This window comes from Paenibacillus sp. FSL R10-2736, assembly GCF_038000245.1.
Taxonomy (GTDB): domain Bacteria; phylum Bacillota; class Bacilli; order Paenibacillales; family Paenibacillaceae; genus Paenibacillus_AQ; species Paenibacillus_AQ phytohabitans.
Genome location: NZ_JBBOBN010000001.1, coordinates 1936550 through 1950122 on the forward strand (window position 1 = coordinate 1936550; position 13573 = coordinate 1950122).

Sequence of the window (13573 nt, forward strand, 5' to 3'; positions counted from 1 at the left end):
TCTTACAGCTTCTAAACCTGTGGTGATTATGTTACCATGTTGAATATTCATTCGAGGGCGGAGGAGAACAAGCTTGAAATATACCGCATTCATCAGGAAATGGTTTGGCCGGCTGCGCTTCAAAAGCAAGGTAATTGCCATATTTCTGCCGCTGCTTATCCTGTCTCTGCTTATTCTGGGCGTACTGTCCAGCCATTTATTCAGCCGCTCCCTGATTGACCGGACTACACGCAATGTGGCCGATGAATCCCAGCTGATTCTCTCCCGGACGGACTATATCCTCCGCAGCGCAGAGACTGCGGCCAATATTATGGTTACCAACATCAACCGCCTCTACGAGTCTTATCCGGGCGATCAGGCCCTGCCGCTGGAGAGGGTGCGTTTTGCCAATCTGATGCAGAGCCGTCTATCCACAGACCTGTCAATCTTCCGGGAGGTGGATGCAGCCGTATTCGTCGGCACGGACGGGACGGTATATCCTTCTTATACTTCCGGAGGGGATGAGGGAGGCATCGCGTCAAGCGGCATGCTGGAGCGGGTTAAGGGAGCGGACAGCTACGGTATCTCGCATTGGTTCGATATGGACAAGCGGAGCTATCTGACGCCTGATCCGGCTGCAGCAGTGCTCACCCTGGGGAAGATGGTCATCAATATTGACAGCGGCGAGCCCTTGGGCACCCTGTTTCTGATGATAAAAGAGGAACAGCTGTCGGCATTCCTGCAGTCCAGCGATCCGGCTGCACCGAAGGCCTATTATTTCATAGATGGACAAAAGCGGGTTGTGGCAGCGGCGGACAAGAGCAGTCTGCTGCAGCCGGTGGAGCCGGGGATAGCAGCCGAAATCGGGGAGGACGGCCGTCTGCCGGACGCGGCAAGCTTCTCGTACAAGGACAACGGCAATCTGGTCACGGTCAGCCATTACGGCCGGATGGACTGGGAGCTGATCAATGTCGTCTCGCTGAAGCTGCTGACAGCTGATGTACGGCAGAATGTCAGACTGACAACGCTGGTCGGAGCCTTGTGCCTGGTCTTCTCCCTGTTCGGGGCCAACATTCTGTCACGGATGGTGGCAAGTCCCCTGGAGAGGCTGACACGGGCGATGCGCCAGGTGGTGAGCGGTGATCTCCGGCCTGTTGCGGCAGCGAGAACGGAGGATGAGATCGGTACGATTGCCGAGGCGTTCAATTTCATGGTCGGCCGGGTAGGAGAGCTTCTGGACGAGGTGACTGAGGAACAGAACCGCAAGCGGGAGTATGAGCTCGCCCTGATCAGCGCGCAGATCAAACCGCATTTTCTGTATAACACACTGGATACCATTTATGTCCTGAACGAGCTTGACCGCAATGAGGAAGCACGGGATACGACCAAGGCGCTGGCAGATTTCTACCGGATGGTGCTTAACAAGGGCAGGGAGCTTATCATTCTGGAAAAGGAGGCGCGGATTACGGATGATTATCTGGCGATTATGCAGATCCGTTACCCTGATGTGTTCCGCTACGAGATCGATATTCCGCCTGAGCTGTCCGGTACACCAATTCCGAAGCTGTCGCTGCAGCCGCTTGTGGAGAATGCGATATATCATGGCTTGAAGAAAAAAGGGAGCAAGGGCTTCATCCGCATCCAGGCCGGCATTATAGCAGGCAAGGTCATTGTTCAAGTAACGGATAACGGGGTAGGCATGGACGGGGAACGAACCGCAGCCATCATGTCCGGAAGTTCGCAGGAGGACGAGGCCCGGTCGATCGGCACGTATAGTGTCCGCCAGCGGCTAAGCCTGTATTTCGGCGAGGAATATGGCTTAACGGTCCGAAGCACTGCCGGTGAAGGTACTGTAGTAGAGCTGTCACTGCCAATGCTTGCAAATGAAAAGAGGGATGAGCAGGATGTACAAGGTGATGATTGTTGATGATGAGCCGCTGTTCCGCGATTATCTGCGGCTTAAGATGGACTGGCAGCGGCACGGGTTCCGCGTATGCTGTGAAGCCAGGGACGGCCAGGAAGCGCTGCTTGAAGCGGAGAAGCATCAGCCCCATCTGGCGCTGGTCGATATTAATATGCCGTTTATGGACGGCATTGAGCTGGCGGGCAAGCTGAAGGACCGCTTCGAGCGGATTGTCATTGTATTTGTTTCAGGACATAACGAATTTGAATATTTGCAGAAGGCGGTGCGTACGGGCGTGCAGGATTATCTGCTGAAGCCGTTCAACGAAGTGGAAATGCTGGAGATGCTGACCCGTGTCCGGACGAAGCTGCCCGGGCTGTCCCGTGAGCGGGAGGCTGAGCAGCAGGCGGCTGAAAGAGGCGGAATGGCGGCAGGCCAGACGGGACAAGAGGCGGCAGATCTCAGCTCCATCCGTGATACCATTGTGCTGGGACTGCGGATGAAAGACGCGGATATCCTGGAGGAGGTGCGCAAGGCCATCCGCCAGCTCCGCGGCAGCAAGTGGGGAGACGAATATCCCGATGCGATGATGATGGGGCTTCTGTCCCTGGTGTTAACCTTCGCGGGTGAACGGGGGTTTCCTTTTCACCGGGTATGGAACAACGATGAGGAGAAGGCACCTTATGACAGGCTGAAGGAATGCGGCTCCTGGGATAAGGCCGAGGTATGGCTGATTGGCCTGTACCGCCGAGTGATTCAACTGACGGAGGATGTGAAGCCGACCAAGGCGTCGAGTCTGTTTGCCGCAGCGATCAGCTATATTGAACTGCATTACGCGGATGAGAATCTGTCAGCCGAACAGGTGGCGCGCGGTGTATACGTGGATTCCAGCTATCTGCGCCGTGTCTTCCGCAAGGAATCCGGCTATTCGATTGTTGACCATATTACCCATATCCGGATGAAAAAAGCCCGGATACTGCTGCTGGAAGGCAACCGCAAGCTGGCGGATATTTCGGAGAGTGTCGGATACGCAGATCCGAATTATTTCAGCAAAAGCTTCAAAAAGCGCTTCGGCGTGACACCCACGGAATACGAGCAGCTGGTCAAAAAGTAATCGTGCACCGGAAGCTGTGAAACCATGGCAGCCGAAATTTCATATCCGTTTAAGCCGGATGCCCCGGCTGGACGGCAGAGGCGGTTCCCGGCAGGGGACCGCTTTTTCTCAAATATAAGAATTAATTTGTTGTGGGGTTATTTTGTAATTGGCGTGTCAGTATTCATATGTTTCACGCTGAATGGATACCGCCCCTTGGAGGATGGTGTAGCCGTTTCCGCATGAAGGGGAGTTGTGATCTTACTCTAATGTGGATAAGATGCGCATGCCGTTCGGGATAGGTCGTAAGCCGAGTGAAGCGGACTGAGATTCCGTTATCTTGTTCATATGAGCCCGAAATGGGGTGTGATTGGCCCATTAACGGAATCTGAGTCCGCTCCATTGGCAGCCAGCTTATACAAAATTTCACCAGGGCTCCGCCAAAGTCCTGCCAAGGTTCCCGCCAGTCCCGCCAGTCCCGCCAGTCCCGCCAGTCCCGCAGACCAAGCACCCGCTCGCAGAAACAGCGCCGTCCTTATAGAAGAGGGCCAAGCCTCTGCTGCTTTTGTCCCGTTTTTTACGGGTAAGGCCCGTTTTATGCCTTAAGATAAGCGTTGCCGGGAAGCTATAATGTGAAAGTAGCAAGCAGATCAGAGTCTTAGGACAACATACTCGCATGAGGGGGATTCACATTATGAAAGTCCAGCACAAACGTTTAAGCACACTAATGATAACGCTTTCCATGGCTTTACTGCTGTCTGCCTGCGGCGGCGGAAATACAGCTTCGGACAACACGCCTGCTGCGGACACAGCCGCAGAGGGAGGTACAGTCAAAATTAAGGTATACGCCCAGCATTTTGACGATGATACCAAAGGCCCTTTCGACTATGCGGTGGAAGAGCTGAAGAAGGAAATGCCTGAGGTTGAGATTGAGCTTGATCCTGCGGTGCAGGATGGCTATCAGAAGCTTAAAACTTACGCTGCTACAGGGAACATGCCGGATATTTACTTCACAGACTGGGCCACCCTGCAGACCTTTGCCAAATCGAAAAATGTAGAGCTTCTGGATGACTATGAGACTACTGCGGAGTACAAGAAAAATCTTAATCCGGGTGTAGAATCGCGCCTTGTCGCACCGGACGGCCATGTTTATGCCTATCCCGATACCGGCATCGAGTTCCAGCTGATCTATTATAACAAAACCATCTTCGATGAGGTTGGTATCGCCACACCGATCAAGACGATTGATGAGCTGGCAGCTGCCGCCGCGAAATTGAACGCAGCAGGGTATGTGCCCATGTCGATTTTCGCCAAGGAAAAGTGGATCAGCGCCGCCTTCTATAACGGACTCGTGACCCGTGAAGAGTCTCAGGGCTTCGGTGCACTGGGTGAACAGGGAATGACAGAGCTGTCGCAGCCGTTCGTCACCGCAGCGGAGCAGCTTGAACAGCTTCAGCAGGCCAAGCTCTTCGACGCCAACGCCACGAACACGAACTATGATCAGGCTTCCTCGCAGTTCTATCAAGCCAAGTCCGCGATGTTCGTGAACGGCCAATGGGAAATCTACAGCGCAGCGGAGAAGCTGGGCGACCAGGTGGACTGGATGTACTGGCCGGCCAAGGACGAAGCGACCTATGAAGCGTCCAAATATTATATTGATGGTGCAGGCTCACCGCAGGGCTATGCCGTATCTCCGGCTAGTGCCAACAAAGAAACGGCTGTCAAGGTAGCAGCATTCCTGGCAGCGAAATCAGCCGAATATAAATACACACAGCTGGGCAGCCCGATTATTTCACCAAAAACCGACAAGCCAATCGCTTCAGACGTGCCTGTCATGATGCAACGGGTTGCCAATGAACTGCTGCCTAATGCCAAGGAATACGCGAAGCTGCTGAGCAATACACAAATTCAGAATGCGATTAATGACAACGCACAGAACATGCTGGTAGACGGATTCACTACAGATCAGTTCGTAGAGAATTTGAACCGTACGCTGGATAAGGAAAATAAATAGAGGGTAGCAGCCGGACTCTGTGGCCTTCGCCCCGGGGCCCGGCTGTAATGATGCAAGGAGGAGAAGAACCGCATGAATAAATACTTGGGAAACAAACCGGCGCTGGCGCTGTTTCTGCTCCCTGCCCTGTTGTTATACAGTGTCATCCTTATCTATCCGGTCCTGCAGACGGTCCTGCGGAGCTTCTACGACTGGGATGGGCTGAGTACGGCTGCCTTCACGGGTCTGGCTAATTACCGCGAGCTGTTCAGCGATCCGCTGTTATCCACTTCACTGAAGAACGGGCTGCTGTTCGCCATTGTGCTGGCCGTATTCCAGATTGGTCTGGGGACAATCCTGGCGCTCGTCTGTGCCAATCCGCAGATCCGCGGCCGCAAGCTGCTGAAGACGGCGTATTTCATCCCAGTAGTGCTGTCTGTTACTGTAGTGTGCCAGCTGTGGATTGCGATGTACGATCCGACGAACGGCCTGGTGAACAAGCTGTTCGAGCTGCTGAATATCCCTTACCGCCAGAACTGGCTTAGCTCACCGACCCAGTCTATTATTGCTATTGCTTTTGTCAATGCCTGGCAGTTCATGGGCTATCAGTTCTCCCTGCTGTATGCCGGAGTTAAGGCTGTGCCTGAGGATTACTTCGAGGCTGCTACGATTGACGGCTGCGGTAAATGGCGGGCCCACCTGCATGTAACACTGCCGCTGATGCGCGAGACCTTCAAATTCTGCTTCACCATCGCCATTACCTCCGGGATCGGGGCATTCGTGCAGATGCTAATTATGACCAATGGGGGTCCGGGGACCACCAATTATACGCTGACCTTCATGATTTACCGTTATGCTTTTATGGAGAGCAATTATGGATATGCCTGCGCAGTATCCGTTCTGCTTGTGATGATCTCACTTGTGGCTACGCTTGTCATTAACAAGGTATTCGACCGTGGACAGAACGCGTAAGGAAAGGAGAACGACATGAATTCAAAAACTACATTCCGGTCCATCGGCCAAATCCTGCTGCAAATACCGCTATGGCTGTATTTTATCGTATCCATTTATCCACTGTTCTGGATGATCTCCTATTCCCTGAAAAATAATGACGAAATCTTCGTGACCAATCCGTTCGGCTTCCCGACACACTTCCGTTTCGAGAACTACGTGAATGCCTGGACACAGTTCAATATTCCGCGGTATTTCATGAACAGCTTCGTCGTTTCTACCATCTCTACGCTGTGCATTCTTTTACTGGCGCTAATGTTCGCCTTCGCCGTGGCACGGATGCAGTGGAAATTCCGCTCGGCTGTCCGGACGTATATGATTGTCGGGATGTTCATGCCGCTGCAGGTCATTATGATTCCGCTGGCTATCCTGGTCCGCGACTTCCATCTGACCAACACCTTCGGCGCGCTCATTATCCCGTACATTGCTATTGGCCTTCCATTCTCCACGATGGTATTCTATGGTTTCCTGGTCAGCATTCCCCGGGAAATTGAAGAGGCAGCCTGTATTGATGGGGCGAGCATCTACCGCCTGTTCGGCGGGGTTATCCTGCCGCTGGCTCTGCCAGCCATCGCTACGATAGCCATCTTCCAGTTCCTGAACAACTGGAATGAATTCACTTTGGCGTACATTCTGATCTCGGACGAGAACATGAAGACACTGCCGCTCGGCCTGCTCTTCTTCCAGGGCTCATACAGCACCGACTGGGGAGCGATGGGAGCGGTAATGACCATTGCCTCGATTCCGATGGTGCTGGTCTATCTGCTGCTGAGTGAGCAGGTGGAGCGTGCCATGACCGTTGGGTCTGCGGTGAAGGGTTGATATTGATAATTGTATTATGTGAAAAAGAGCCTCAGGCTGCCGTGTAACGGCTGCTTGGGGCTCTTCGCATATATAGGCATCCGTCATCCGCCCAACCACGTTCAGCTCAATGACTCCGCACATCCTCCGTACCTGATTCGATCTGCTGCATGTAATCCCGGGGGGAGAGCCCGGTGACCTTCTTGAATACCTTGCTGAAGTAAAAGGCGCTCTCGTAGCCGAGCTTCTGCGAGATCTCGTAGATCCGGCCTTCCCCGCGGACCATCATTTCCTTGGCGGCGGTGATTTTGATCTCTGTGATATACTCTACATAGTTCACCTTGGCGACCTTGGAGAACAGATGGCTCAGATAGTTGGGACTGAAATTGAACACATCCGCCACCTGATTGAGCGACAGCTTGCTGCCGAGATTTCTTTTGATATATTCCTGGACATTCTTCACGACCTGCTCCTTATAGCTCTGTCTGCGGGTGGAAAGAATGTTCGAGCATCCGTCCCGGAACTGGATCAGCCAGCCGGCAATTTCTTCTATAGTATGCATCTGATAAATGGCCCGGTAGCCCTCCGGCTCATTCTCAAATATCTGCTCCACAATGTTCTCCCCGTCCGCAAGCAGGGAAGTGGCCATATACAGGATATTGCAGGCGGCATCGGTGGCGGGGACCAGCAGGTCGGACCGGCCGTCGAAGATTTCGATCATTCTGGAGATAATGGTGTACAAGGCCCGGGTATCCATCTCTTCAAAAGCCCGGCGGATCTCCGAACGTGATTCGGAGAAATCGAACAGCAGATGCTCCTGCGCCAGTGCCTCGCCCTCTGTGAAGAAGACGAAGGAGCGCTCTTTAACCGCGGCCGGCAGCGCCTTCCGGGCGGCAAGGTAGCTCTCCCGCAGCAGATACGGATCTTCGACGGCGAACCCGATGGCTCCAATGATCGTCACATTGAAGTAGTTGTGCAGCACGGAGGCCATGTCCCCAAGCAGCTTCTGGATGTCAGGCATCCAGAGCCGCGGATCGGTGCCCGGGACCGGCAGCGCCACGGCGAAATTGCGCAGATCCAGACTGGTTACATAACACGGGCTGACGGAAGAGAGCGTATCCTTAGCCATCTGTACAGTGCTGGAGCATAAGGCAACCAGCTTATCCCCGCGCGGCGGAACCGTATCCGGACCCAGAATGCGGCAGGTGCAGACGAGATAGGCAGCCCCTGGCAAATCCAGGTCCAGATCCTCTTTCTGCAAAAGATACTGGTTCTTGTTCTCGAACAGGTTGTTGAACAGGCGGATGAAGAATTTATCGCGCTGGGCCTGGATATTCCCGCGGTGGACCAGCTTCGGGTAGCTCTCCATCGCCTGGTAAGTCTCAAGTATGCCAATCGCTCTGCGGATGGATTCGGACAGCGCCTCCGGGGTCAGCTCCAGCTTGACCAGATAATCCGTGGCCTGCACTTCAATCGCGCCGCGGGCGTATTGGAATTCTTCATAGCTGGTCAGCATAATGAAGAGCGGCAGCCGGCCGTACTTTTTGCGTACCGAGCCGGCTACCTCGAGGCCGCTTTTAATCGGCATTTTGATATCGCTGATTACGATGTCCGGACGGAGCGTGTCAATCATCTCTTCTTCCTGTGCGCCGTTGTGGGCAATGCCGACAATTTCAATATTGAACTGGTCCCATTTCAGCATGGACTGCAGGCCGATACAGACCAGGGCTTCGTCATCTGCGATTAATAATTTGATCAAGTTCATCACATCCTTGCTAAGTTTGCTAAATATAAGAGTTTATATATGTCATATGATAACTGGGACGTCAAAGCTGTTACTCCTTGATGTAAACACCAGAATGGAATGATAACAGTTGGATTTTCTCCACTTGCTGATGAGCGAGGGAGCCTTGCAATAACAGCAGTTGGATAAAAAGCACTTAAATGATCTCATTTCATTCAAAGTAGCTGAAACCTCAAGTAGTAGATGTCATTTTTCCACTTAATTGCCCCTAATCCTGCGAAATCGAACAATTAAGATGCATTTTTCCACTTGCTTGAGGGAAGCGCTGGTTTTCAGCTCTTCAGTCAGCAGCCAGCTCTTCAGTCAGCAGTCAGCTCTTCAGTCAGCAGCCAGCTCTTCAGTCAGCAGTCAGCAGTCAGCTCCAGCCGCCAGCTCCCTAATCTACAGCAGCTCCCCAGCTTCACAGCCAGGGCGGTTCTGCTTAAGCATAGCGGCACTTTTATATACAGTTACTGTTACTGGGCAACGTCGAGCGGATAAGGTATAGTCCTAAAAGGGACGGTAACGCAGTTTGTAATTGGCTACTCTCTCTGCAGGAAGGGCAGGAGCAGCTTCATGATGGTATATTGTCCAAGTTCACTCTCAATAGACAAGCCGTAATTCCCGCCAAAAGCCAGCTGCAGGCGTTCATTTACGCTGCGCAGTCCGACATTCTCCAGCATTCCCTTGGATTCGTCCTCGGGAGTGGACAATATAGTGGAGATTTGCTCTTCCTTCATGCCGACACCATTGTCTTCGATCGTGACCAGGATATCGGCGAATCCGCTTTTGGAGACCGTGATGACAATATCGCCCCGGCCCTTGGGCTCAATGCCATGGAAGATCGCGTTCTCCACCAGCGGCTGAAGCGTGAAGCGCGGAATCAGGCCGGTGAGCAGCTCTTCATTCTCAATTTCTTTGACCATGGTGACCGTGCTGCCATAGCGGTATTTCTGTATCAGGAAATAGTCATCCAGCAGGCTTAGCTCATCCTTCAGCGGCATCAGCCGCCGGTTGTCCTTGGCGATACTGCGGAGCAGTCTGGACAGTGAAGTCGTCATCTCCGCAATGCCTGTAGCATTCTGGATCGTGGCCATCCATTTGATCGAATTCAGCGTATTGTAGAGGAAATGCGGATTGATCTGGCTCTGCAGCATCCGGTATTCCAGCTCCTGCTTCTGCTTCTCGTCTGCGAGCCGGCTGTCCATGAGGGCCACGATATCCTGAGACAGGCGGTTAATGCCGCGTCCGACGTCGCCAAGCTCGCTTTTCCACTCAATATTGCGGTCTATCAGGAAATTGCCCTGGGCAATCTTATCGATGCGCTTCTTGAGCTTCTCCACCGGAAGACTGATCGTACGGGTCAAATACAGTGTAATGATAGCGCTTAAGACAATAACGAGCAGGACGACGCCAAGCATGACCAGAATCCAGATATTTGCCTTAGGTGCGAACAGGTCGTTCGAAAGAGTCTGCGATAGTATGACCCCGCTGCGTACTGGATAAGATACCACGATATGGCTTTCTTCATCGTTTGTCAGCTTGACCATGGACAGCTCGGTATGCGGGCCGACAGGTTTTTCATTGGTATAGGCCACCGGTTCATACGGTTCCGTAATGGCGGTGACCTGGTCACCGATGAGCTGATAATGATGATTGCCGAGTGTCAGCAGCAGCCGGGAATTCTTCGGCAGGGTGTACCCTCTCAGCTTGTCGGTAATGACAGAGGTATTCGCTAACAGGTATACCGTCCCAACCCGGGTTGCCCCTTTGCCGTAAATCGGAAACACAAAGGGGATTCCATTCGAGGTGGAAAGCGGGTCCTTGATCACCCGGTCCCATTTCTCCTCGGCATCCTCGCTAAGGCCGGTAATCTGCCCGATATTGTGTATCGTAAGCGGAACGGAGGTGCCGGTTTTATCCACCTGCAGAAACTTTCCGTTGCTATCCGTAACAATCAGGCGGCGGGCGTAGCTGTTGGAGCGGTTGTTCAGGAATTCCTGCTGCATCGAGTTGAAGACATTAACAGCTTGCTTAGGGCTTGCCTGCGGTGATCCGAAATATTCCGTAAGCAGGGTATTAGTAGAAGAGTTCGTACTGCAGGTCATGGCCAGGGCCGTCAGGTCAATCAGATCCTGTTCAATAATATGGGATACCAGCTGCAGGTTGAACTCGGTCGCCTGTATGGTTGTTTTGCGCTGATAATAAGTAATCAATTCATAGCTGAAAAAAGACAGCAGCGTAGCAATCAGCAGGGCGAATACGGCCATGAGCAGAATGATGCGGCTTTTAATAGTAGATTTTCTTACCGTAGTGAACACTCCCTTGTAAACTGTGAAAGCATATTAAGCGTTTTCATCTACCTTATCATATTCCTGCGTTTCAATACAGGGCAAGGAGTATAAGCTGAGAATTTTACATGTTTCGGATAGGATATTACAGGTTTAACCCGGACGAGGGGGAGAAGAGCACAGAAAAGTGAATGATCTGTGTTTGATATTGCATCCCAATCCCGCCTGAAAAGGCTTACACTTTGAACTAAGGCCGGGTGATCCGGTCGCCGCTAGAACAATAGAAGGAAAAGGGGATATTTAAATGAACTTAAAAAGATTCTATGGCATGACCCTTGCCACAGCGCTCTCCGTGAGCATGCTGGCCGGATGTTCCGGGAACAACGCCAATAATGAAGCTGCTGCAACAACCGCACCTGCGGCGGGTAACGCTGCAAACGCTTCCGCTGAACCGAGCCAGGAGCCTGTGACTCTGAAATGGGCACTGTGGGACTGGGAAGCAACCGCTTACTACAAACCGCTGATTGATGCCTATAAAGCAGCACATCCGAATGTAACGATTGAATATGTAGACCTTGGCTCCACGGACTATATGACCATGCTCAGCACACAGCTCTCCGGCGGTGCAGACCTGGACGTTCTTACCATTAAAGATATTCCCGGCTATTCGAACCTGGTGAAGCAGAATCATCTGGAGCCGCTTAAGAGCTATATGAGCACAAATTCCATTGATCCTTCCGTATACGGCGGTACTGTAGAGCAGATTGAAGTGGGCGGCGAGGTGTATGCGCTTCCTTTCCGCAGTGACTTCTGGGTGGTCTATTACAACAAAGCTTTGTTCGACAAAGCAGGCGTGGAATACCCGAGCAACGATATGACCTTCGACCAATATGATGAGCTGGCCCGCAAGATGACCTCCGGCAGCGGTTCCGAAAAAGTATACGGTGCCCACTACCACACTTGGCGGAGCGCGGTTCAACTGTTCGGTATTCTTGACGGCAAGAACACAGTGGTCGGCGGCAACTATGACTTCCTGAAGCCTACCTATGAGCGGATTCTGAAAGAGCAGGAAGACGGCATCGTGATGGATTACGCAACACTGAAGACTTCCAGCACGCATTATTCCGGTGTATTCTACAACAACTCCGTTGCCATGATGAACATGGGCAGCTGGTTCATTGCCACCCAGATCGAGAAAGTGAAGAGCGGCGAATCCCAATCGACTGAATGGGGCATTGTGAAATACCCTCATCCTGACGGTGTAGAAGCCGGTACAACTCTCGGTACGATTACTTCCCTGGCTGTAAACCAGAAATCCAAGCATAAAGAAGCCGCACTGGAGTTCATGAACTTCGTAACCGGTGAAGAAGGCGCGAAGGTTATTGCTTCTACCGGAACCATCCCGGCCATCAAGAACGATGAAGTAATCAATTCCATTACTTCCATCGACGGTTTCCCTGCAGACGAGAACAGTAAGGCTGCACTAAATACTGTTCAGACTTATCTGGAAATGCCTATACATGAAAAGAGTGCAGACATCGAGGTTATCCTGAATGAAGCACACGATAACATCATGACGAAGAACGCTACGATTGATGAAGGCCTGAAGGATATGAACAAACGTGTAGGAGAGCTCTTGAACAATTAACCGTTCTGAGTAGGGCGGTGGATATAAGGGCGGGCGAAGGCCCGCCTTTTATAAAATATAAGAATCTATCTGCTTCGCATAATAGATTTGGGAAAGCTTTAGAAGGTTTGGAGGAGAAATAATGCAGAACGAAACCATATTGCATACAAATAAGAGCCCAAAAAGACGTATGTCACGCGGCCTCCGGGATAACCTGGTCGCTTACAGCTTTATTGCGCCGAACTTTATCGGATTTGCCCTGTTTACACTGGTACCCATGATATTTGCCTTTGTCCTTGCGTTTGTGAAATGGGACGGGGCCAATCCGATGAAGTTCATCGGGCTGGACAATTTCACCCGGCTGCTCAAAGATTCAACCTTCCACAAAGCCTTGTGGAACACCATTGTCTACACCATCGGAGTTGTACCGCTGACCATGATTGTGGCGCTGGCGCTGGCTATTCTGCTGAACCAGAAGATTATGGGCCGTAATTTCATGAGAACCGTGTTCTTCTTCCCATATGTGGCCTCCCTGGTAGCCGTTGCGGCGGTATGGAACTTCATTTTCAGTCCTACCATGGGTCCGATCAACAACATTCTGCATACCATTACCGGTATCCCGCTGGAGGATCTTCCCCGCTGGGCGGCAGATAAGCAGTGGGCCATGTTTACCGTAGTTCTTTTCACAGTGTGGAAAAATATGGGTTACTACATGGTCATCTATCTGGCAGGACTCCAGGGAATTAACCCTGAGCTGTACGAGGCTGCTGAGCTGGACGGCGCAGGCCCGTGGAGAAGATTCCGCAATGTCACCGTGCCACAGCTGGCACCTACAACCTTCTTTGTTCTGATGATTCTGGTCATTAACTCGTTCAAGGTCTACGATATCTTTATCAACCTATTTGCCGGCGCCGATAACCAGCTCAACGACTCTACGAGGGTTATGGTCTATCAAATCTACAATACGGCATTCCGTTCACTTGATTACGGATATGCCAGCGCAATGGCGATTGTACTCTTTCTGCTGGTACTTGGCATCACCATCGTCCAGTTCCGCGGCGAGAAGAAATACGGACAATAGGAGGATTCAAA

At 52.0% G+C, this 13573-nt stretch carries 9 protein-coding genes; 7 read left to right on the forward strand and 2 right to left on the reverse strand.

Features of this window, described 5'->3' with window-relative positions:
- Positions 1 to 73: 73 nt before the first annotated feature.
- From NSQ73_RS08090 to NSQ73_RS08110, 5 genes are all read left to right on the forward strand, one after another.
- Positions 74 to 1906: a sensor histidine kinase gene (locus NSQ73_RS08090; protein WP_340986063.1), complete on the forward strand. Its 1833-nt coding sequence runs from the start codon at positions 74 to 76 to the stop codon at positions 1904 to 1906.
- On the forward strand, positions 1884 to 2996 hold the full coding sequence (locus NSQ73_RS08095; protein WP_340986064.1) for a response regulator: 1113 nt from the start codon (positions 1884 to 1886) through the stop codon (positions 2994 to 2996). The genes NSQ73_RS08090 and NSQ73_RS08095 overlap by 23 nt, the downstream gene beginning before the upstream one ends.
- Before the next feature lie 673 nt (positions 2997 to 3669).
- Positions 3670 to 4989 carry an ABC transporter substrate-binding protein gene (locus NSQ73_RS08100; protein ID WP_340986065.1) on the forward strand — a complete coding sequence of 440 codons (1320 nt, stop codon included), beginning with the start codon at positions 3670 to 3672 and terminating at the stop codon, positions 4987 to 4989.
- A gap of 72 nt (positions 4990 to 5061) precedes the next feature.
- The gene (locus tag NSQ73_RS08105; protein ID WP_042138913.1) at positions 5062 to 5940 is read left to right on the forward strand and encodes a carbohydrate ABC transporter permease; all 879 of its coding nucleotides are present in this window, start codon (positions 5062 to 5064) and stop codon (positions 5938 to 5940) included.
- A gap of 15 nt (positions 5941 to 5955) precedes the next feature.
- Positions 5956 to 6801: a carbohydrate ABC transporter permease gene (locus NSQ73_RS08110; RefSeq protein WP_042138912.1), complete on the forward strand. Its 846-nt coding sequence runs from the start codon at positions 5956 to 5958 to the stop codon at positions 6799 to 6801.
- A 106-nt stretch (positions 6802 to 6907) separates the two neighbouring features.
- On the opposite strand, the gene NSQ73_RS08115 is transcribed toward NSQ73_RS08110, so the two are convergent.
- Positions 6908 to 8539: a helix-turn-helix domain-containing protein gene (locus tag NSQ73_RS08115; RefSeq protein ID WP_039310367.1), complete on the reverse strand. Its 1632-nt coding sequence runs from the start codon at positions 8537 to 8539 to the stop codon at positions 6908 to 6910.
- A gap of 566 nt (positions 8540 to 9105) precedes the next feature.
- Positions 9106 to 10884: a sensor histidine kinase gene (locus NSQ73_RS08120; RefSeq protein WP_340986066.1), complete on the reverse strand. Its 1779-nt coding sequence runs from the start codon at positions 10882 to 10884 to the stop codon at positions 9106 to 9108.
- A gap of 274 nt (positions 10885 to 11158) precedes the next feature.
- Between NSQ73_RS08120 and NSQ73_RS08125 the strand changes: the two genes are divergently transcribed.
- Both NSQ73_RS08125 and NSQ73_RS08130 read left to right on the forward strand, forming a co-directional pair.
- Positions 11159 to 12502: an ABC transporter substrate-binding protein gene (locus tag NSQ73_RS08125; RefSeq protein ID WP_171717218.1), complete on the forward strand. Its 1344-nt coding sequence runs from the start codon at positions 11159 to 11161 to the stop codon at positions 12500 to 12502.
- A gap of 121 nt (positions 12503 to 12623) precedes the next feature.
- Positions 12624 to 13562: a carbohydrate ABC transporter permease gene (locus tag NSQ73_RS08130; protein ID WP_340986067.1), complete on the forward strand. Its 939-nt coding sequence runs from the start codon at positions 12624 to 12626 to the stop codon at positions 13560 to 13562.
- Positions 13563 to 13573: the final 11 nt, after the last annotated feature.